The sequence below is a fragment of the Phaeobacter sp. CAU 1743 genome (assembly GCF_039839315.1).
Classification (GTDB): domain Bacteria; phylum Pseudomonadota; class Alphaproteobacteria; order Rhodobacterales; family Rhodobacteraceae; genus Phycobacter; species Phycobacter gallaeciensis_A.
In genome coordinates this window covers 1-19,949 of sequence record NZ_JBDOQR010000044.1, presented here as the reverse complement: position 1 = coordinate 19,949, position 19,949 = coordinate 1, and the positions used below count along the sequence as shown (strand labels likewise).

Annotated in this window: 24 protein-coding genes and 1 pseudogene; 12 read left to right on the top strand and 13 right to left on the bottom strand. The window is 58.8% G+C overall.

What is annotated here, in order from left to right:
- Window positions 1-68: 68 nt before the first annotated feature.
- Complete coding sequence (locus AAFO90_RS16290; RefSeq protein WP_232367722.1) at window positions 69-377, bottom strand: hypothetical protein; 309 nt, start codon at window positions 375-377, stop codon at window positions 69-71.
- A 209-nt stretch (window positions 378-586) separates the two neighbouring features.
- Here AAFO90_RS16290 and AAFO90_RS16285 point away from each other — a divergent pair, with 209 nt between their 5' ends.
- Both AAFO90_RS16285 and AAFO90_RS16280 read left to right on the top strand, forming a co-directional pair.
- Complete coding sequence (locus tag AAFO90_RS16285) at window positions 587-1,939, top strand: IS1380 family transposase (protein ID WP_347510046.1); 1,353 nt, start codon at window positions 587-589, stop codon at window positions 1,937-1,939.
- Window positions 1,930-3,303, top strand: a complete 1,374-nt coding sequence (locus AAFO90_RS16280) for a hypothetical protein (protein WP_347510045.1) — start codon at window positions 1,930-1,932, stop codon at window positions 3,301-3,303. Before AAFO90_RS16285 ends, AAFO90_RS16280 begins: the two co-directional genes overlap by 10 nt.
- 204 nt (window positions 3,304-3,507) lie before the next feature.
- Here the strand turns inward: AAFO90_RS16280 and AAFO90_RS16275 are convergent, their stop codons facing one another.
- Complete coding sequence (locus AAFO90_RS16275; protein ID WP_072702319.1) at window positions 3,508-4,488, bottom strand: Abi family protein; 981 nt, start codon at window positions 4,486-4,488, stop codon at window positions 3,508-3,510.
- Window positions 4,489-5,348: 860 nt separating this feature from the next.
- Between AAFO90_RS16275 and AAFO90_RS16270 the strand changes: the two genes are divergently transcribed.
- Window positions 5,349-6,278: a DUF2493 domain-containing protein gene (locus tag AAFO90_RS16270; RefSeq protein ID WP_090525676.1), complete on the top strand. Its 930-nt coding sequence runs from the start codon at window positions 5,349-5,351 to the stop codon at window positions 6,276-6,278.
- Between the two features lie 672 nt (window positions 6,279-6,950).
- Here the strand turns inward: AAFO90_RS16270 and AAFO90_RS16265 are convergent.
- From AAFO90_RS16265 to AAFO90_RS16235, 7 genes and pseudogenes are all read right to left on the bottom strand, one after another.
- Complete coding sequence (locus AAFO90_RS16265) at window positions 6,951-8,030, bottom strand: type IV secretion system protein (RefSeq protein ID WP_274869045.1); 1,080 nt, start codon at window positions 8,028-8,030, stop codon at window positions 6,951-6,953.
- Window positions 8,031-8,036: 6 nt separating this feature from the next.
- Complete coding sequence (locus AAFO90_RS16260) at window positions 8,037-8,441, bottom strand: hypothetical protein (RefSeq protein ID WP_274869044.1); 405 nt, start codon at window positions 8,439-8,441, stop codon at window positions 8,037-8,039.
- Between the two features lie 81 nt (window positions 8,442-8,522).
- Window positions 8,523-8,753, bottom strand: a pseudogene (locus tag AAFO90_RS16255) (type IV secretion system protein B4); the annotation flags it as partial.
- A 7-nt stretch (window positions 8,754-8,760) separates the two neighbouring features.
- A complete protein-coding gene (locus tag AAFO90_RS16250) occupies window positions 8,761-9,039 on the bottom strand; it encodes a VirB3 family type IV secretion system protein (protein ID WP_008327373.1) in 279 nt (92 codons plus the stop codon).
- A complete protein-coding gene (locus AAFO90_RS16245) occupies window positions 9,032-9,325 on the bottom strand; it encodes a TrbC/VirB2 family protein (protein WP_035252599.1) in 294 nt (97 codons plus the stop codon). The genes AAFO90_RS16250 and AAFO90_RS16245 overlap by 8 nt, the downstream gene beginning before the upstream one ends.
- Window positions 9,322-9,936, bottom strand: coding sequence for a lytic transglycosylase domain-containing protein (locus AAFO90_RS16240; RefSeq protein WP_274869033.1), 615 nt, complete (start codon window positions 9,934-9,936; stop codon window positions 9,322-9,324). Before AAFO90_RS16240 ends, AAFO90_RS16245 begins: the two co-directional genes overlap by 4 nt.
- A gap of 43 nt (window positions 9,937-9,979) precedes the next feature.
- Window positions 9,980-10,333 (bottom strand): hypothetical protein, encoded by a 354-nt coding sequence (locus AAFO90_RS16235; protein WP_012187165.1) that lies wholly within the window; start codon window positions 10,331-10,333, stop codon window positions 9,980-9,982.
- Window positions 10,334-10,536: 203 nt separating this feature from the next.
- Here AAFO90_RS16235 and AAFO90_RS16230 point away from each other — a divergent pair, with 203 nt between their 5' ends.
- The 3 genes from AAFO90_RS16230 (at window position 10,537) to AAFO90_RS16220 (ending at window position 11,575) form a co-directional block, all read left to right on the top strand.
- Window positions 10,537-10,797 carry a hypothetical protein gene (locus AAFO90_RS16230; RefSeq protein ID WP_102884506.1) on the top strand — a complete coding sequence of 87 codons (261 nt, stop codon included), beginning with the start codon at window positions 10,537-10,539 and terminating at the stop codon, window positions 10,795-10,797.
- A 124-nt stretch (window positions 10,798-10,921) separates the two neighbouring features.
- Window positions 10,922-11,179 (top strand): helix-turn-helix domain-containing protein, encoded by a 258-nt coding sequence (locus tag AAFO90_RS16225; RefSeq protein WP_274869032.1) that lies wholly within the window; start codon window positions 10,922-10,924, stop codon window positions 11,177-11,179.
- 168 nt (window positions 11,180-11,347) lie between these two features.
- Window positions 11,348-11,575, top strand: coding sequence for a hypothetical protein (locus AAFO90_RS16220; protein ID WP_274869031.1), 228 nt, complete (start codon window positions 11,348-11,350; stop codon window positions 11,573-11,575).
- Window positions 11,576-11,794: 219 nt separating this feature from the next.
- Here AAFO90_RS16220 and AAFO90_RS16215 read toward each other — a convergent pair whose 3' ends face one another.
- The 3 genes from AAFO90_RS16215 to AAFO90_RS16205 form a co-directional block, all read right to left on the bottom strand.
- Complete coding sequence (locus tag AAFO90_RS16215; RefSeq protein WP_274869030.1) at window positions 11,795-12,406, bottom strand: transmembrane anchor protein; 612 nt, start codon at window positions 12,404-12,406, stop codon at window positions 11,795-11,797.
- A gap of 15 nt (window positions 12,407-12,421) precedes the next feature.
- Complete coding sequence (locus tag AAFO90_RS16210; RefSeq protein WP_274869052.1) at window positions 12,422-13,117, bottom strand: HupE/UreJ family protein; 696 nt, start codon at window positions 13,115-13,117, stop codon at window positions 12,422-12,424.
- A gap of 88 nt (window positions 13,118-13,205) precedes the next feature.
- Window positions 13,206-13,580 carry a hypothetical protein gene (locus AAFO90_RS16205; protein WP_274869029.1) on the bottom strand — a complete coding sequence of 125 codons (375 nt, stop codon included), beginning with the start codon at window positions 13,578-13,580 and terminating at the stop codon, window positions 13,206-13,208.
- A 56-nt stretch (window positions 13,581-13,636) separates the two neighbouring features.
- Between AAFO90_RS16205 and AAFO90_RS16200 the strand changes: the two genes are divergently transcribed.
- Complete coding sequence (locus AAFO90_RS16200) at window positions 13,637-13,897, top strand: metal-sensing transcriptional repressor (RefSeq protein ID WP_274869028.1); 261 nt, start codon at window positions 13,637-13,639, stop codon at window positions 13,895-13,897.
- An 8-nt stretch (window positions 13,898-13,905) separates the two neighbouring features.
- Window positions 13,906-15,225, top strand: coding sequence for an MFS transporter (locus AAFO90_RS16195; protein ID WP_274869027.1), 1,320 nt, complete (start codon window positions 13,906-13,908; stop codon window positions 15,223-15,225).
- Between the two features lie 223 nt (window positions 15,226-15,448).
- On the opposite strand, the gene AAFO90_RS16190 is transcribed toward AAFO90_RS16195, so the two are convergent.
- Window positions 15,449-16,195, bottom strand: coding sequence for a hypothetical protein (locus tag AAFO90_RS16190; protein WP_274869026.1), 747 nt, complete (start codon window positions 16,193-16,195; stop codon window positions 15,449-15,451).
- A gap of 275 nt (window positions 16,196-16,470) precedes the next feature.
- On the opposite strand from AAFO90_RS16190, the gene AAFO90_RS16185 reads away from it, so the two are divergent.
- The 4 genes from AAFO90_RS16185 (at window position 16,471) to phnE (ending at window position 19,875) form a co-directional block, all read left to right on the top strand.
- Window positions 16,471-17,403, top strand: a complete 933-nt coding sequence (locus tag AAFO90_RS16185) for an IS5 family transposase (protein WP_038142964.1) — start codon at window positions 16,471-16,473, stop codon at window positions 17,401-17,403.
- Window positions 17,404-17,470: 67 nt separating this feature from the next.
- Window positions 17,471-18,340 carry a PhnD/SsuA/transferrin family substrate-binding protein gene (locus AAFO90_RS16180; RefSeq protein WP_089423497.1) on the top strand — a complete coding sequence of 290 codons (870 nt, stop codon included), beginning with the start codon at window positions 17,471-17,473 and terminating at the stop codon, window positions 18,338-18,340.
- Window positions 18,333-19,151: an ATP-binding cassette domain-containing protein gene (locus AAFO90_RS16175; RefSeq protein ID WP_240311495.1), complete on the top strand. Its 819-nt coding sequence runs from the start codon at window positions 18,333-18,335 to the stop codon at window positions 19,149-19,151. The genes AAFO90_RS16180 and AAFO90_RS16175 overlap by 8 nt, the downstream gene beginning before the upstream one ends.
- A 58-nt stretch (window positions 19,152-19,209) precedes the next feature.
- Window positions 19,210-19,875, top strand: coding sequence for a phosphonate ABC transporter, permease protein PhnE (phnE, locus tag AAFO90_RS16170; protein WP_347510044.1), 666 nt, complete (start codon window positions 19,210-19,212; stop codon window positions 19,873-19,875).
- Window positions 19,876-19,949: the final 74 nt, after the last annotated feature.

Genomic DNA, 19,949 nt, shown 5'->3' with positions numbered 1-19,949 from the left:
TAACCTGATTGATGAACGTTGTCTCACGCAGACTCTGCGCAAGGCTCACACCCGTTTTGGGCGTCGGTTCAGATCAGGAATCGAGGGGGCCGCAGGAACCCTGCTGTTTCCACCGAATACGTTTGACCGTCGAGAATGACATATTCACTTGTACCAACCGGCTCTGCTTCGATCTTGGTGTCTTCGAGGAAGACGACAGAAATACAGATACCGTTGCAACACTCTTGGGATTGTTGCTCTTTGCCATCCTTGTCGGACGCTGCGATGTCGCTTGCGACCCTAAGCTTCTCATGCGCGTGATGCGCATCGCTTCCGGTGTCATGAGTCATGGCGGCACCAACGACAACAATAGACTTGGCTTGATGTCCGTCATGCATGCCGGACGCCGCGTGAGCGGCAGAAGGTGGTGAAAATACCAAGGCTAACGCAAACGCAATGCACGTAAACGTCTTGAACCAGCATGATATGAAAACTCGAAAGCTCATGCTCTAGCCCACATTCCCCAAGTAGATCGCTGATTTCGCTGTCTTGACCGTTGTATTTCACATATAAATCATAGTGTTGGCGGCTGATAGGGGCGTGTTTCATGGGTCACCCAGAGGGTGTAGGCTTGCAGCAGGCAGATCGGGTCGATTTCGACCGCCGTGTGCGGCTGGAGTTTCGCGGCACGCAGCTCAGTTCGGACGGCGGGCTGCTGGTGATGCGCGAGCTGGATGACGCGCTTGGGCTGTCCGATCTGGCGGCAACAGCGCTGCGCGACACCCGGCGCGGGAAAAACACGATCCATCGTCTTGACGGGTTGTTCCGGCAGTCGGTGTTCGGGCGACTGGCCGGATACGAGGATGTCAACGACGCCGACCGGCTGGCCCTCGATCCGGTCATGCGCCAGGTCGTGGGTGGAAGGGCTGTCGATGCGCAGGCGGCCTCGGCCTCACAGATGGGACGGTTCGAGACTGAGACGCTGGCTCTGGCCGAAAACCGGGAAGCCCTGGCCGACCTGAACGGCCAATGGATCGACCGGTTTCATAATCGCCATGGGCTGAAGTACATCGTGCTGGACATGGACAGCTCGGTCAGCCCTACCCATGGCGATCAGGAGGGCGCGGCCTGGAACGGGCATTTCGCCTGCACCTGCTATCACCCCAACTTTCTGTTCAATCAGTTCGGCATGTTGGAGCGCTGCGCCCTGCGCCATGGCAATGTCCACAGCGCCGATGGCTGGCGGGACGTTCTCGACCCCGTCATCGCCCGGTATGCAGAGCGTGACATAATGCGGTTCTTCCGGGCGGATGCCGCCTATGCGATCCCGGCGATCTATGAGCGGCTGGAAGAAGCCCGGTACTTCTACGCCATCCGGCTGCCTGCCAACACCGTTCTGCGTGAGAAGATCGCGGATCGGCTGACCCGACCTGTCGGACGACCCTCGCAGACCAAAGTCAAGCGCTTCTACGAGGACTTCGAGTATCAGGCGGCGTCTTGGGACAAACCGCGCCGTGTGGTCGCAAAGATCGAATGGCATCCGGGCGAGCTGTTCCCGCGTGTCGGCTTCATCGTCACCAACATGCCGATGGACCCGGACTGGGTGGTTCAGTTCTACAACCAGCGCGGCACCGCCGAGCAGCACATCAAGGAGGGTAAATACGCCTTTCGCTGGACGCGCCTGTCATGCCGGAAGTTCCGCGACAACGAGGTGCGGCTGCAACTCCATGCGCTGGCCTACAACCTGGCCACATTCCTGCGCTGCATCGAACTGCCCGAGGCGATGGCCGACTGGTCGTTGACCAGCCTGCAATTGAAGCTGATCAAGATCGGCGCCCGTGTGGTGCGTCACGCCCGCGCCATCACCTTCCAACTCGCCGAGGTCGCGGTGACTGGCCCCATGGTCAGGGCTATCCTTGCCGCCATCCACCGATTGCGAGCGCCGCCGCTATGCGCGTAATCGCGAAATTGGCCAAAACTCAACGAAAGAGGCTCGACAGGTCTGCCCACAGCGCTGAAAAACGTCGCTGCCGGGAAAAGACGCTGCGGGTTCGCGGCCCGATCCGCCCAGCTCCAGGCGTTTGCGCGACCGCAGACGCCGCTCGGCGCGAAAAACGCTTGTCCAGCGGGCAAAATCAGGCGATCTTGACGTCAGACGGCAGGCCACTTGGGGAATGTCGGCTTAAGGCTATTGATAGTAAATTCGCATTCCTTGGGTATATTGAAAGTGCGGCCCTCGATGAATCTGTGAATGACACAAGAACGGACTTCTCTTTGTCAGAAGATGAGATTGAGAGCATCGTCGATCAGGCGAAAGAGCGCGTCAAGGAGTTCCTCGCCCCCGAACTCGCTGAGATTCGAGAGAAGCAGACAGGCATTGTCAGCGCCCTCCGCATCGAGCATCCTCGTTTCCTTAGTATTCAAGGTACGGATGCTGAAGTCGCGGAAACGCTCCATTACGGCACGAACCGGAAAGAGGACATATTTGTGGAAATGTCCCGTCAGTCGCTGCGTCAATATGAACGCCGTAAGAATGCTTTCAAACGGTCAATTGAGAAGAAGTTGCCTGACGTGGAGGCGAAGGCCAAAGAGTATGTCGCAGAACTCAAGCAAGAGTCGGTGTCGTCGCTTGCTGAATATGTCATGAAGCGCAAGTTGGTTCTCGATGTGTTCGAAGAGAGCTTGAAATTCAAGCCTAATACAGATCAAGATTCCGAGTATGAGGACGTTCTCCACGACATAATCTGCCCTCTGAAATCCACTTCCTCGGATTTGGATTACGACGATCACAATTTATGGATCGTTGACGACCGACTGGCATTCTACTCATATTTCAACTCTGACACCCGCATGGAAAAGCAAGTGTCAGATCCCACTCACCCAAAAGATAGGCCAGACGTCTCCATTTTCGACCTTGGCCTTGGCTTTGAAAATGAAGACAAGTCTTCCCCAATCACTATTGTAGAATTCAAGCGTCCGAAAATCGACAACTACACTTTGGAGAAAAACCCCATCACGCAAGTCCGAAAATATGTTGAAGACATGCGGAAGTCTGGTGAGGCGATCAAGTATGACGGGACTCCCATACGCTCAATCGAAGAAACTACGCCGTTCATGTGTCACATCATCGCGGATATAACACCCAAGCTACGTGATGTCATGAAGGCTCTCGGGAACTTCCACCGAAAGGCGGGTTCAAACACATACTATTCGTGGGACGCGTCCTATTCGATTTTTATCGAGGTCTCGTCTTTCAAAGACGTTCTCGAGTCCGCTAAGTCACGCAACCGAGCATTCTTCGAACGTATCGGGATCTCAGTATAATCAAGTTTGCTTCCGCGTTTCTCTGCCACTTTAACTAATACGCAGGGAACCACCACTTTCCACCCTTCCTTGCGGAACGTAGCGCCAACCCATTCCTCATAAAGAAGGGCGCACGGGTCGCTGTGACTGACCTGCAACGCAGCTTTTCTGAACCGGCCTTTTGGGACATCGTGCGGCAATGTCGGATAGCAGGAAGTCGGCGGGTCAGTTCCAGATGGCCTCGTACTCCCAGCCCTCCGGGAACCCGGCTGTCTGCGGACGAATTTCGTAAGGGAGGTCTTGGGTCAAGATCTTGTCGCGAAGACGGATGTGCCACCTGGTGCGCGGATAATACTGCCGCAGCATGAAGATCATGATGACGATCGCGCTGTAAATCTTTTTCGTGGGCGCATCGTCCCCCATCCTGGGCTGGCGGAGGTGGTCGAGCTGTCCAAATGTCGTTTTTGGGGGAACCCCAGGGCTGTTAACCAAGGGCTTGTTCCACGTTCGGGCGTGATGTGCGCAGCTGTTGCGGACGTCATTGAGCGCTGTGATCCATGAAGCGAATGTCTTCATGGGGAGGTCCGGGTGAATACGCGCCGCGATTGCCATTTTGTTTTTGTCGGACAGGTGGGCGATAATGTGGGTCAGGTTGCCCCAGGTCCATGTCCCAGCCTCGATCCAAATCGGTGGAGGACCAAAGTACTTTAGTGAGAAGTGCTTCGCGAAGTCCTCTTTAGAGCTTCTGAAGTGCTGATCCAGTCCGGCTATGAAGAGCTCGAGAGGCGTGCTGCCATCTTCGCCCTTTTCGCTGAAGCGATCCTTGTATGAGCGTCTGTCGCGATGCGCATGTGGTCCCAGCTCCCCAAGGACTTCAATCATCGCGGTTCTAACCGCGATCTCGATGCGCTCAATCGCGTCCAGAAGCTCGATGCGCAAGGTTTTGTCGAAGAGATAGAAGTTGATAGCCTGATCGAAGGACGTACCCTCTTTGAACTTGTCGCATCGAACCTTCTGCTCCGTCTCGCCGTCTGGAGTTGGGATCGGGCAGAAGTCACGATAAGGATACCCAAACGCGCTGAGTCGGTAGTATCCGATGCGGTGCAGGGAGCGCTCGGCATGGCCTCGGTCAGGGATTTCCATACCCCTCATCAACATGATGTCGATGCATTCATCGATCGACTTGTGCTGCTTGAGGTACTTCAATGTTGATACGGCGATGTCCAGAAATTAGAAGACCGGGCTGTAACGAGGCGACTGAGGCCAGGTCAGGGAGCACCGGTCATAAGGCAATAATGTATAATAGTGTCCGCGCTGACGATGTCAACATTGTAGACGGGGCACCGAACGGTGAGGCAACGCGGGATGTCAGTTCGGTGCGCCGAGACTTGATCATGGCTGCGCTTTGCGGCCATTGGAGCCAATTACAGCGAACTTCCGCTACCCGCCCATTACATCGAATGCTTGGACAAGTAATCCGTATAGTCGGTAGCGGCGTCGCCAGCACATCAACCCTGGCCAGAGCCTTGCGGCCTCCCCAGCTCGGCTTCGCGTGTCGCAGGGGAGAACGGCCCTTCGGTCCGTCGCGCATTCGGCCATGCGGCCTCACCGCGGCGTTGCGCCCGGCATCCCGGTTTGCCCGCCTCGCGAGCACGTCCCTCCCCGGTCGCTCCGCCGGATTGCGCTCTGGTCTGTTTTGGCCTTAGGACAAAACGATCCCGCCACTCCATCCGTCTCCCGCGTCCGGTCGGGCCGTTTGCCTGCTCGGGTCGGGCAAACCTACCGTCAAAACACACACACATGAGCGCGGAAGCATATCCTCCGGATGGCCCCCAAATCAGCCCGCGTCAAGGATCGCAAAACTTTTCGGCGAGGGCGGAGCCGGTGGCGCGGGGCGGTCCCGTGCGCAAGCGCGCGCAAGTGTCGGGTGCCGCGCGCGGAAAACTTTTGCGCCCGGCAAGCCGGCGGCTACGCCGTCCCTGACCCGGGCAGATTCGGAAACCAGGCATTCGGCCATGCCCCCACACTCACGTGGTGGCCTTGGAACCGAACACTGGAGACCAGACATGGCTTACGACACTGCAAACACCTACGAGACCATCGAACTTTTCGGACTGACTGAAAAGGACGCGCAGCTGCCGATCCCGGAGGATCACGTTCTGACCGACCACATCGTCCGCGAGAGCTTCGAGGCTTTGCTCGGCCAGCTGCGCGGGACCGGGCTTGAAGCAGAAATCGAACCGCTGGCCCATGGGCTCGCGACGATCCTGCAGCGCCGCAAGGTGGCACTCGGCAAGGAGGTCGACCGCACCGCCGACAAGATCGGCGCGCTGGCAAAATCCCACGACGGATCGGAAATCGCCGAGACCGCGCTCGAAGAGGCGCAGGCGCGCTTTGTGCAACTGCGCGAGATTGTGAGCGCCATCGAGGTGATGAGCGAGGCGGCGGCGGAATGCTACGAGATCGAGACGGGCCACGCCTACATCCCGGCAGCCGGATCGCGCGCAAGCGTCCGGGCGAAAGAGACCGGGGCGGTCTTCGAGGCGCGGCAGCTGCTGGAGCAGCACGACCGCGAGACTGCCGAGAAGTCGAAAGTCGAGGGGGTGCCCCTGATCGTCTCAGGCGCCACCGACTGGACCGATGTTGATGTGATCTTCAACACGCTCGACAAGGTTCGCGAACGGATCAAGCAGAACCGCAACCAGGAGATCTTCCTCTGCCACAAGGGTGGCAAGCACGGGGCGGAGATGATTGCGGCCCGGTGGGCCCGGGCACGCGGGGTCGCGCAGGCGCGCTTCGATCCGCGCTGGTCCGCGCACGGGCGGGCGGCACCGTTCAAGTGCAACGACGAAATGCTGGACGACAAGTTCGCGGCGACGGGGGTTGTACTCTTCGGCGGCAACGGGGTCGCGCTGAACCTCGGGCAGAAGGCGGAAGCGAAAGGTCTGACGGTCATGCGGGTTGCGGACCCGGCGAAGAAGGCTGCGCAGGATTGAAGAGAGGGGGTCGCGCTTGGCGCGGCCCTTTCGTCATGTCTCATGGCGCGTGCGGTCGGTCACGCGTGATCGGTAGTCTGCGGCGGCCAGCAGCGTTATCCCTCTACCCGGTCCGTCAGAGTGCGGCCCATCCGCATCGGTACGGGCTGGGGATGGTACGCACCTCACGCACATCGAAAGCAGCGCAATACGCGAGGGGTCGAGACGTCGCATATGAGGCTGAACACCTGCACGTCCCTCGGGGCGTGTTTCGGAACATCGCATCCACGCGGGCGGGCTCCGTCAGCACCCCGGCCAGGATCGGCGGGACGCGGACGCGGATGGTGGCGGCTGCGTGTTGGCAAGGGTCATCCGGATCACTCCTTTTTGCTCATAGATGTGGATCGCACGGGGTCGGCCCAATCGTGCCCTCAGCTCACGCTTCGGCAAGCACAAATACGGCTTCCACGGCTGGCCGCGGACCCTCCGCATTTGCGCTTGCGACCGGACCTGTTGCCCCCGTGCTGGGTGATCCCCATCGCAACAAGGAGTAACCCAAATGACCAACCACTACGTCGCCACCGTCCCCGTCAAGTTCACCGATACCGATGGCCAGGAGCGCACCCGTTTTCAGCGCGTGGGTGCGATGTTTCGCAACACCCGCAACGGGGACCAACGGCAACTCCGGGACTTTTACCGCCGTCCAAGACGACCCAACCTTGAAAGCTGCGCCAGCATTCGGGCTCCTGTGCCGGTTGCGTCACCGGAAGGAGCTGCGGTTGGCCCACCCGCAGTATTGGGTCGGCTTGGCAACGCTTGCACACCAAAGAATTGTCGCGCGCGCAGAGCTGCGTATTCCGCGCCAGTCGCACCTCCGATGGCGTAGCGGTTGTAGACTTGTTGGCTGCCTGCGAGCCCTCTGGCGAAGGCATAGCTTCCCCCGAACCCGGCCGAGAGCGCCGGCATCATGATGTTTCCGGAAATCGCCCGAACCAGGAAGGGCGTTGCGATGATGAACCCCTTTGCCATCAGCACCATCATGAAGAACGGAATGAGCGCGCCGATATTGGAGGCGCCTTCCGGGTCGCCCAGCTCAGCAAGAAGCGCTCGCGAGACACCCGTGATCGTCGCGAACACGCCCGCAACGACGATCGGGTACATCGCAAAGGAAATCAGCGCCGAAAGCCAGCGTGCGAAGTAATCTTTGGTCACTTCAAAAAGGGTCAGGAAGATCATGACCGGCGCAATCCCGATCAGCAGAGCGATCATGAGCCTGGACGCAACGACGATAAACGCCGCCAAGCCACCGAGGATTGAGAGCAGCAAAACCCCAAGGGTGTCCAACAGGGCACCGGCCATCCAGTTCAGTTCAGACCCCGCAGCATTCAGATAGTCCCCGAGCGCCGCGATCAGGTCATCGAACTCCTCTGCGAAGGTGCCGGATGGGCCAGGTGATCCGCCGCCGACAGAGGCCACGAGCGACCCGGCAATGCTGTCGATCCCGTTCAGGATCGCCGCAGCAAGGATGTTGAACTGCACCCAGTTGGTTGCAAATGCGCCTATCAGTCCAATCTTCACGGCGAGCCAAAAGGCCGTACGCCCGTCCATGGCGCGATACTGGTAGATCGTGTTGATGAAAACCAGGATGACAACGAGTGTCGTGCCGAGTACGAGCATCGTTCCGACTGTTGCGGCAACCGCGCCAAATTGAGTCTCGGCAGCGGTATTGAGATATCCTTCAGCCGTTTCCACGAAGTAGGTGACGACGCTCATGGAACCCTACCAGTTTCCAGCGGCTTGGCAGATTGGTATGGCTTCACGCCGAAGCTCATTTGCCTGCCGTCGGTAATCTGAAGTCGCTTCCACGATGTCCCAGTATTCAGATGCGGCGAAATGTTCGACGAAGACGCCTTCAGCTGCCTCCCAAGACGGATACCGCGTCGGACATTCACAGCTTTGGGCTTCAACGATGCGTTGCATGCTCTTCGCACGATAGATTTGTTGGATCAGGAGCCGTTTGTGGGACTCGCGTACTTCGATGTCTTGCATCCACTGTGGCTCTGGAGGCTGGTCGGGACAGACATCTGGCGGGTTTTCGAGCGTTGGGATCAGGTTCCGCTCGGCCACGCCAGCGGTTGCGACAAGAACGACCAGCAGGCTTCCGATTGCAACGGCTCGCATCATTCTGATGCTGCCTTCGTATCAGCAATCTCTCGCTTCAGGAAAGTAGTGTAGCCGTAGTCACCGGCCTCGGCGGTGATGACTTCCCAGCTGCGCAATGATCCGGGCAAAGAGCGCGGTCACCTTGTCGAGATAGGCGTCATCGGTCGTGTAGCTATTGACCCCGTCGAGCCGGATGCACTGGAAAAGCTCGTTGACCCGGGTCCGCACGGTCTGGTCATCAACTAAGCTCACATAGGGCAGCATGTGCGCGAGGCGGGTCTCGCGCGCATACCAGTCTGGCGTCATTGTGCGGGCATCGAGCGTTTCGTCCATGGCTGTATTAGGGCGCATAGCTGTCCCCGCCATGAATGGAGCGGTTGCGCGTCGGCGGTGTCTCCTGCAGCGCCGTCATCATCACGTCGATGAAGCGCGGGTCCCAGTCCGCGGCCTTCCAAAGCACGGGGTAGAGCAGGGCGGCCACGCCCAGCACCGCTATGTGCTGGACCCAGACGAACAAGAGCACCGAACCGAAGAGCCAGACCATCGCGTACATGATGGGCAGGCCCAAAAGCTTGGGCGGTCGCACGAGACCCAGAAAGAGGGGCGAGCGCTCAGCCACCGGCAAAGACCGCTGCAACAATGGTGGGAGCGGCGGCAACACCGGCGATACCAACAAGCACCCAGAGGGCTTGGCGCAGGTCGATGATGTTGAAAAACCAGCTCAGGAAGACGCCCAGCACGGCCAGCGTCGCGATGACGACGCCAAGCGGGCCGGTCAGCGCATCGACGATCCCCTGCAACAAGCTCTGGATCGGGGAGAGATCGATGCTTTGAGCAAGCGCAGGCTCTGCGACGAGCAGGAAGAGCGCGAGCGACGCAATAAACAGGTTAGATATGTGCTTCATGAATTTGATCCTTCCAATCGGGCCACGACGGCCATGACACGGGCCACGTGGGTCTGGGTTTCTCGGTAGGGGGGAATGTCGCCATACTGGCGGACCGCATCGGGTCCGGCGTTATAGGCGGCGAGGGCGAGACGGGGATTTCCGAACTCACTCAGCAGCATCGCGAGGTAGCGGGCGGAGCCGTCGAGGTTCTGCAGCGGATCACGCGGGTCGACGCCGAGGTCCCGCGCCGTCGCTGGCATCAATTGACCAAGGCCAATAGCGCCCGCACTCGAGACCGCATCCTGCCGGTAGGCGCTCTCCACCTCGATATTGGCCCGGTAGAGGGTCAACCAATCGCGAACCGAGAGCTCCGTGCGGCGCAGCCCGGGATGACCCGCGTAACGAAGAGCGGTGGCCTCGATGGCCGCCAGAACATCGGCGCGTGGCAGGGGTGCAGGCCGCGAGAGGGCTGCCAATTGGATGTCTTCTGGCTCATCGTCCTGTTCGCCAAAGATCGCCAGATCGTCCGACGCAGACCCCTGTCCAATGCCGTCATTGTAGTTGCGGGCGAAGCTGCCCTGGGAGCGAGACGGGGTCAGAGAGCCATCGCTCTCCATGACCAACACCATTTGAGCAGCGGCGGGACCCGCGAGATACCAGAAAAGAAGAAGGCTACTTGCTGCCGCCCTTGTCGGTTGCAGCCAGCTTGTGCGTTGTCCGTTGGCCTTCCTCGAGCGGCACATCGGCATGGGAGAAACCGATCCCGATAAGGAAGGACACCACGCCCGTGATGGTTTTGAACTCGCGGATCTTGATGTCGTTGTAGGTCGTCCGGGTGCGGGCCGTGACCAGCAGCTTCTCCACGCCCTCGTCAGAGACGACACGCATGATCCAGACCCCATAATAGCTGGGGCCCTTCTTGTGTGCCGACTCCTGGCACAGGATTTCAGCGCTATAGCCGCTTTCCACAAGTTCGCGGAAACGCGCTTCCGTAACCACATTTGGTGCTTCGATGTCCCAGTTCATGGCCCGGCTCACGCTTTCTTCAAACGCGCAACGCCCGGGCATTCCTACTTGAAGCCCAGAGTTGCGATAGTATATTATTAACCGCAAGATATAATGCGGCAGATACGGCTGTATCTCGGTTACTCAAACTCTAGGCACGGCCATTGGCGTCTATCAAGGAAAATAGAGGTTTCAGAAACCTGCGGTTGAGCCGATGGGTGGGCATGCAGTCTGTAGCAATGCTTTTGCTCGTTCCGGCTGCAAGCCACGCTGAATCCTGTCTCGCCCCTGTCCGGCCGTTTGTTCCAAGCGATTCGCAAGCGGCCAGTGACTATGCCGATATCATTCGGCGGGACTTTGAGGTCTACATCACGGACATTCAGGACTACTTTCGCTGTCTCGAGCTGGAGCGTGCGCGTGCCTTCGACGAAGCCCGCGAAGTCAGTCAGGACTACGGACGGTTTTTGGAACTGGTGGGGGATTGATGGGCCACTGGGCATGCACCAGACTTGCAGCCCTTGGAAACCAGACGCCGATAACACCCTCAAATATCTACTTTTTAGATAACAGATTTCATCCGCTAGCGACGTCACAAAAGGTATGTGACGCGTGGCGAAAACAATCAGAACAAATGGCCAGTTGGCGCTCGTCCGTGCGTTGGTTGAAGCACGTCAGAATGCGGGTCTCAGCCAGCAGCAGTTGGCAGCCAAGCTCAAGCGCCACCAGTCGTTTGTGGCACGTCTCGAAAGCGGCGAGCGTCGTATCGACGTCGTGGAGTTTACAGTTCTGGCGAGGGTCATTGGCTTTGACAAAAACGAAGTCCTGTCGATTGTCGAAGCCGCCACGGAGCCCGACCACAAAATTTGAAAGCAAAGAAATTTTGGGGCGTTCCGCTTTGGATGTCTCCTCGTGACATCAGCTTCCTCAATGAAGAGCAGTTAGCCAACATCCACCACGTGCGGCCTTCGGCGCAAGTTAGCGCCTTATGATACCACGCCGCAAATTCAGCGCCACAGTGCAGGAAGTCAGTAAACAGTGAACGATGATAAAGGTGAGGGCGTCGCGATCGCCAATCTGATCGGGACCGATGGGTGCAGCATTGTTGGTTGGGTGTATCGATGGACGACAGGCGCCCATGCGGTGATGTGGGACGTCCACGGGCCCCAGCCGGTATCGGAAGCCCGGCCGGATCTGACTGCGGAACAGAAGCAAGAAATCGACTTCGACGGCCTCAAGCGGATCCGAAGAAGCGGCACCAAATAAGCTTACCAGATAGTCGCCACCACTCAATTGGTAGAAAGAGACGGCTGACTCGCCGGACATCGTGGAAGATGGCAAGGTAGGAACTTATGGGGCGCTATCTACCGAGTTGATTTCATCCCGCGAAAGTCAGCTTCTGTGAAGCTGGCAGATCAAATTGTCAAACTTGAGTGTATGCGTATATGGAGCGCACCTGTGGTCTCTGAGGTGCGCTCCATCCATTTACTCGTCTCGCACAATGGCGCTGTAGTCCCCGCGCAGTAACAGGGTGACGGTCACCGCCGCGTCATCGCGATTGCGCCAAAACCAGCCGTGATCGCCCGCGAATGGAGTATCGAAGCTACCGATCCCTTCTGTTTGACCGCGGCCCTTTTCGTATGTGACGGCATCATCGCCCGCGTGAGCATGCAGATCGAAGTTCACTCGTCCGCCGGTCGAGGACCATTCATAGAAGAGGGTTGCGCCTTCCTCCATGGTGACCTTGATCTCAGTGTATTCCCCGGGTTCCAAGGTGAACGTGATCGTGTCTTGCCAGGCCTCCTGCGCGTGGGCGGTGGACACGAATAGCCCGAGGATGTCGTCCATCAGCGATGGCTGGACTTCGCTATGCGTTTCCGCATCGGCTTCTGCTTCTGCCTTCAACTGCTGCTTGATCTCGCCCATTTCGGTGAGGCCCAGAAGCGAGCCGATGCCTGTCGGGTCCCGGCCCAGTTCAGCGGGCATGTAGACGGCCACGCCGATAAAGACCGCGCCGATACCGGCAATGATGGACGACCGGCGAAGCTGCGCCTTGCTGGGAAGGTCTTCGAGCTTGGGTTGTGGTGCATTATACATGGGTAATCTCCTCGATCAGGCTTGTTGTAGGTAGGTGATGTAACCGGCGATCTGGATATAGGTCAGCCAGACCCCCAGCCCGACCATGATCCAGTTGGCATAGGCCGCTTGCCGCAGGAAATTCGGGCTTCGCCGCCAGTATCCCATCACGATCAGAATGACGAAGAGCGCCAAAAGCTGGCCGACCTCGACGCCCACGTTGAACGAAAGAAGGTTGGCAAGCAGGCCGTCGGCTGCGATTTCGTATTCAAGGATTTTTGATGCAAGACCCGTGCCGTGGAACAGGCCGAAGATCAGCGTTGCAGCCTTGGTGTTGGGCTGGAAGCCCAGCCATTTCTGGAACATGCCAAGGTTGTCGAGGGCCTTGTAGATCACCGACAGGCCGATGATGGCATCGATGATATAGGCATTGATGCCCCAGCCGAACCAAACACCGAGAAGCATCGTGACCGAATGCCCGATGGCAAACAGGCTGACGTAAATCGCCACGTCCTTCATGTAGTAAAGGAAAAAGACGACGCCGAGCAGGAACAGGATATGGTCGTATCCCGTGATCATGTGCTTTGCGCCAAGGTAGATGAACGGGATGATATGCACCCCCCAGATTTCCTGGATATAGCCTGCGTCACCGGGGGTGACGTCATGGGCAAGGGCTGCGCTTGTTGACAGCACCAGTGTTGTGAGAATGAACAAGGCAAGACGCGTTGACATGCGACTGAGGCCCCGAGTGAGGGTCTTCATGGGTTTACTCCGCTTTGGATTGAACGTGATCGAGTGCACCGTGGCAAAGCCACGCCGATCATGCGCGCGGAGGTCGGTCTATTCGGAACTGACGAGACGGCCCGCTGAACGCAGATATGCTCAGCCAGATTTCACTGATCGCCGCAACTGGCTCCGGACGTGGCCCTTTTGAGAGAAATGCCTGGTTGTGATCATGGTCGGCCACATCGTGACTGTGGCCGTGCATGGCCCAGTAGAGGTCCTCTTCAAACCCGTGCGAATGGCCATGATCCGCGATCATTTCCAGATGGTCCTGGATTGTCTCAAACACAGCAGGTGTGTGCGTTGCAGTCGGCACGACGGACCAGACGGTCAGCGACAGGCACAGAAGCGTCGCAAACGCTATCCGCCCATATGCCGCAATTGCTCTCATTCGATCTGCCCGCTCAGCCATGCGGCCTCTCGTGAGACCGTCTTGTTCTATCCTCCCTGGGGGGATATCGTTGTTCTATGACAAAGCCGCATGTCCATGCAAGCCATCCCGCCCTGATCGCGCGGCTGAAACGCGCTGACGGTCATCTGCGGTCGGTGATCGCGATGATCGAAGACGGCAAACCCTGTCTCGATATCGCTCAGCAGTTGCAGGCAGTTGAAAAGGCCGTGGTCAATGCCAAGCGGGCCCTGATCCACGATCATATGGACCATTGCTTGGACGAAGACCATTCACCCGCGGACCGCGATGAGCTGAAAGCCATCGCCCGCTACCTCTGAGCCTATCGATGCTGGAGATCCTCGCCGATCGCACCTACCGCCACCTGTTCCTCGCGCAGGTCATGGCCCTGCTGGGCACTGGCCTGGCGACGGTTGCACTTGGGCTTCTGGCCTATGACCTCGCGGACGACGGGGCGGCAATGGTGCTGGGCACGGTCTTTACGATCAAGATGGTGGCCTATGTCGGCATCGCCCCCATCGCCGGGGCCTTCGCGGACCGGGTAAACCGCCGCGCACTCCTGGTTGGGCTCGACGTGGTGCGGGCGGGGGCGGCGCTCTGTCTGCCGTTCGTGACCGAGGTCTGGCACGTCTACGTCTTGATCTTCCTGCTGCAATCGGCCTCGGCTGCCTTCACGCCGACCTTCCAGGCGACTATCCCTGACGTACTGCCCGAGGAGGCGCGCTACACCCGTGCGCTGTCGCTCTCGCGGCTGGCCTACGATCTGGAGAACATCGTGAGTCCGACGCTTGCCGCGCTGCTGCTCGCAGTGATGAGCTACAATTCTCTCTTTCTCGGCACCGTCGCGGGTTTCTCGGCCTCGGCGCTGCTGGTCGTCTCAGTGATGCTGCCGAGCCCGAAGCCATCTGAACCGCGTGGCATCTACGACCGCACGACACGCGGTATCCGCATCTACCTCGCCACGCCGCGTCTGCGTGGGCTTCTGGCACTAAATTTAGCTGCGGCTTCGGCAGGAGCGATGGTGCTGGTCAACTCTGTTGTGCTGGTACGCGGCACACTAGGGCTTTCCGAAAGCGCGCTGGCCTGGACGATGTTCGCGTTCGGCGCGGGGTCGATGCTTGCTGCGCTGCTGCTGCCGCGCCTGCTCGACCGCGTGCCCGACAGGCCCGTAATGGTCGGGGGTGCGGCTCTCATGGTGCTGACGCTTATGGCGCTGGCCGGTGGGATCGCCATTATCGGGCTCGACTGGCCTTTCCTGCTTGGCGCCTGGCTGTTGGTCGGGCTCGGCTACTCGGCTGTGCTCACCCCCTCGGGGCGCCTGATACGCCGCTCGGCACATGCCGAGGACCGGCCTTCGCTTTTCGCCGCGCAGTTCGCGCTGAGCCACGCATGTTGGCTTCTTACCTATCCGCTGTCAGGTTGGCTTCTGACTGTGCATGGAAGTCTGGGCGCGTTGCTTGTTCTTGCAATGCTCGCGGCCAGCGGCCTTTTTTTTGCCCTGTTCGTTTGGCCTGTCGAAGACCTCTCAGAGGTCGAACATACGCACGACAATTTGCCGCTAGATCACCCTCATCTGCAGGGGCATCGCACACACAGCCACTCTTTAATTATCGATGAGAAGCATCCACGTTGGGATACGCATTTTTAGGCTGACCTCTTTGAAATGAAGAAAGCCCGTCGATGTCCTTTACACAGTGAATAGGCTGTTTCAGGTGCCGGAAATTTAGCCGCTTCCAAAGCCCGATGGTGAGAGCGCTCGTTGCCGCAACTGCTGTTGAGCAAGCCTGTATCGGAAGGCTTCAGAGGCGAGCGGCAGCGCCACTCAGTGGATCCTGGGTCACACAACCCTTTCGTTGTGGCATTTTGACTGGTTAGTAATTCACCTGTTCAAAGCCGTAGTTGCCCTCGTAATCACGCCAATCGACGAAGACGGAGCGGTGATAGATACCGGGACAATACTGACCCCAGCGTTCGAGACCTACATGGGCGGCCGGTAGGGCGGTGATCGAAGACCTCTGCCAGGCGAAGCCACCTTGCGTTCCATATGTGCCTAGGACAACGGTGGCGCTACGGTTGCAGTCGCCGTCACGTCCGGATTCGTGCTGTCGCGCATACCGGACATCAAAGACTCGGATAGATCGTACGAAATTGAACTCAGGTCCGCTGATATCGATGTCCGCGCGATCTTGAACGAGCCGGAGGGCCTGGTCGGCGGGAACAAGGTAATCTGGGGCTTCTGGGGTGCGCCAAGCAGCCGCAATAAGGTCAGCGGTATCGTGCGCTGGAAAAGATTGTCGCGGTCCAGTGCTGTTGCTCTGGAAGAACGCATCAAAGATGCGGTCTGCACTGTTTGCTGCTGGAACGGTTTCAAATGACGCGCCCATGGGACAGCGCCAGATTTGAAGCGGCGGTTCAACCGGCCAAGGCGTAATGCGTCGGATGAATTCGGCGCGAGCCCGGGCGCAAGGGACGGAAGCGGGCCACCCGCCAGATAGGCAGAGGAGTATCGCGCAATCGATTGGGTAAGTCTGCGCGCGGGCGGGTGCCGGCAGCGAAAGACCCGTCACGGTGAAAGCGACTGCGGCCGGGTGGAGGAGCTTCTTGAGTAGATGACGCATGCTGAGGGCTCTCTGGAACGAGGCTCAACATACACACAAAAATATACTATCGCAACACTAAGTATAATAACGCATAATGAAGTTTATGGTAAATAAACTTAGTACTTCCCATCCGCGCCGTCTCGGCCGCATACGTCACAAAGGTTTCATGAAACTGTAGCGCCATTGATACGCAGTCCCACTATTCATCCGAATGAATAAACCTAGAGGGGGCTCTGTTGCACAAATCGCGTGAGGGATTCATCTTGTGAATCCAGCGTGGTAGCTGGGGGCGCATGAGCCGACCCAGCCCCCCCGCCTACAAGACCAGGAATTGGCCCGCCTATAACGAAGCTCTGAAGCGTCGTGGCTCGCTGACGATCTGGTTCGATCCCGAGATGACCTGGGAGGCCAGGCCAACAGGCAAACGTGGCCGACAGCCTGACTATAGTGACGCAGCCATACAGACCTGCCTGACGATGAAGGTGCTGTTTGGCATGGCGCTCAGGCAGACGACGGGCTTCGTTGAGAGCCTGCTGCGCCTGACCGGCCTGGACTGGACCGTGCCCAACTTCAGCACGCTGTCGCGGCGCCAGAAGTCCCTGAAGATCAATATTCCCTACCGTGGATCCGGCGGCCCGTTGCACCTGCTGATCGACAGCACCGGCATCAAGGTCGAGGGCGAAGGGGAGTGGAACGCCCGCAAGCATGGTGGCACCAAGCGCCGGGTCTGGCGCAAGATCCACATCGGAATTGACGAGCAAACGCTGGAAATACGCGCGGCCGAGTTCACCACCAGTGATGTCGGTGACGCGCCCATGCTGCCAGAGCTTCTGGACCAGATCCCGCCAGATCACGAGGTTGCAAGCGTCACCGCTGATGGTGCCTTTGACACCCGCAAGTGCCACGATGCCATCGCCGCCCGAGGTGCCGCCGCAGTCATACCGCCACGCAAAAATGCCAGGCCATGGAAGCCCGACACTCCCGGAGCAATCGCGCGCAACGAAGCCCTGCGCGCGTCACGTCGCTTCGGGCGAAACATCTGGCGACGATGGAGCGGCTATCACCGCCGGAGCCGCGTCGAAACGAAGATGCATTGTGTGAAGCTGCTGGGCCAACGCCTGACTGCCAGGGACTTCGACCGTCAGGTTGCCGAGTTTCAGATCCGTGTGGTCGTCCTGAACGGCTTCACCGCACTCGGCATACCCGTCACTGAAGCCGTGGGATGAGTCTGTCCGGGGGAAGGGGAACCTCGACCCTCAGCCGATTTGTGCAACAGAGCCCCTAGAGGGTGCTATGAAACTGAAATCTCTTTTGCTGGGTGTAAGCCTTGCTGCTGTGTCTGCCTTTGCAGCGACAGCAGAAATCTGGAAACTTGCCGTCACAGATGTCGAAGGCATGGAACGCCTGCAACTGGAATGGGGTCCCTTCAAGGAGGCGCTTGAAGTGGCCACCGGCGACACATTCGAATTCTTTGCCGTAAACTCGCGCACGGCTGCAGCCGAGGCGCTGCGCGGTGAGACCGTGGATTTTGTAGTCTCTGGACCTGCAGAATATGTGGTTTTCAACAAGCTGACCAATGCCACGCCGCTGATCGGCCTCGGTCGCCCCGATTATCACTGTGCCATTATCGTGCGTGCTGACAGCGGCATCAACGTACCTGCTGATCTGGTAGGCAAATCAGTCGCATTTGGCGATATCGGTTCGACTTCAAACATGCTTTGCCCGATGCAGGTACTCGCAGACTACGGCGTCGATCCGGTTAATGACATTGAGAAAATCCACACCTCGCGCAACATCGCCTTTGAGGCGTTGAACAACGGCGATATCGACGCGCTTGGCATGAATGCAGGCACTTTCATCGGCGTCCGCAATGGCCAAACGGAGCTGCCTTACGGTTTTTACAAGATGATTGCGCGCTCGGGCGACCTGCCCAATGACATGATCATGGTGGGTGCACATGTGCCAACCAAGGCTGCCGAAGCACTGCGAGACGCGGTCCTTGGGAACAAGGCGCAGGTCATCGCAGGCATCACGGCCCACGAAGAAAACGACAAATATGTCGGCATGGACCTCGTTGCGATTGAAGACAGCGCATATGACTACGTCCGCTCGATGTATTCGAATGCGGGATACCCTCAGTTCGACGATTTCATCGGTGACTGATCTTCTACTGAGACGTCCGGTGGCCCCGGATGTGCTGACTGAGCAAACCGGGGCGGCCTTCGCCCCGGTTTCGCCCGTTGAAATTGAAGCCCGCGCCGTTTCCAAAACCTTTGGGGCGACGCCGATCTTTTCCGACGTGAGTTTCCGCCTCGCCCGCGGAGAGGCGACAGCACTTGTTGGTGCCAACGGCACTGGGAAATCGACCCTGCTGCGCTGCCTGATGGGGTTAATCCCAACCTCAGGTGGCAGCGTGCATTTGCTGGGACAGCAGACAGATGAAGCAACCAGGCGCCAGATGCGCAACATTCGCGCGCAGGTCGGGTTGGTCTCTCAGAAGCACAATCTGGTGCCCCGACTGTCTGTGCTTTCAAATGTCTTGCACGGTCTTCTAGGCAAGCATCCCGGCATACGCCATTGGAGCCATCCGCTAGCCCCCCAGTCTTCTCGGGAAACTGCCATGCAGGCGTTGGAACGCGTGGGCCTTGCTGATTTCGCGCACCGGCGCGCGGATCGGCTATCGGGCGGGCAGTCGCAACGCGTGGCCATTGCCCGCGCCATCGTCGGCGCGCCCAAGGTTCTCTTTGCGGATGAACCTTGCGCGTCACTTGATCCAAGTGCAGGCGAAGACGTGATGGAGCTGTTCTTCCGGCTTGTCCGCGACGAGAATGTGACGGTCGTCTTTACCTCGCACAACGTTGAACATGCATTGAAATACGGCGACCGCGTGCTTGGCCTTGCGCAGGGGCGCATTCAGCTTGATGCGACAGCAGCCTCGCTGAGTTCCGCCGATCTGAGAGGTCTTTATGACTGATACCACCCCCTCGCGATTTGAACTGGCGCGGTTTGAGCGGCCCTCTGCCATCAGTTTTTTGGGCTATGCGCTTGGACTTGTTATTATCTTCTGGTGCCTCGCCGGTGCCGGCTTCTCGCTTGAAAAAGTAGCCAGCTCCCCACCCCGCTTTGCCGATTTCGCCGCGCGGGCCTTCCCGCCGAACCTTGACCCACAAGTCCTCACGCGGCTGGGCTGGAAAATGGTCGAGACACTGCAAATCGCTGTTGCCGGTGCTGTGATCGGGGTAATCATATCTGTTCCTGTCGCCCTCTTGGCGGCAAAGGGGCTGATCGCCGGCCCATGGGTGAACCAAATTGTGCGCACCGGGCTGAGTTTCATCCGTGCTGTGCCGGACATCGCCTGGGCACTGGTTTTCGTTGTGGCCGTGGGCCTTGGTCCCTTTGCCGGCATGCTGGCCATCGTGATCGACACAATCGGCTTTTGCGGACGCTTTTTCGCCGACGACATGGAAGCAACCGACAAAGGCCCCGCCGAGAGCCTAACAGCCACTGGCGCGCGAAAACTCGATGTTGTGGCCTGTGCCACGATTCCCGGCAGCCTGCCCGCTTTTATTTCCACCTCTCTCTTTGCCTTGGAGAAAGCCGTCCGGTCGTCGACTATCCTTGGCCTTGTCGGTGCGGGTGGGATTGGGGTCGTGTCTCGGAGTTGGTGGAAATTTGAAGGCGGCGTAATCTCCGGGTGAACATCCACCCACCCAACCGGCGGCGGCAACCGCCAGGGAGATCACGCCATGACCAAGAATACCTATACTTCCAG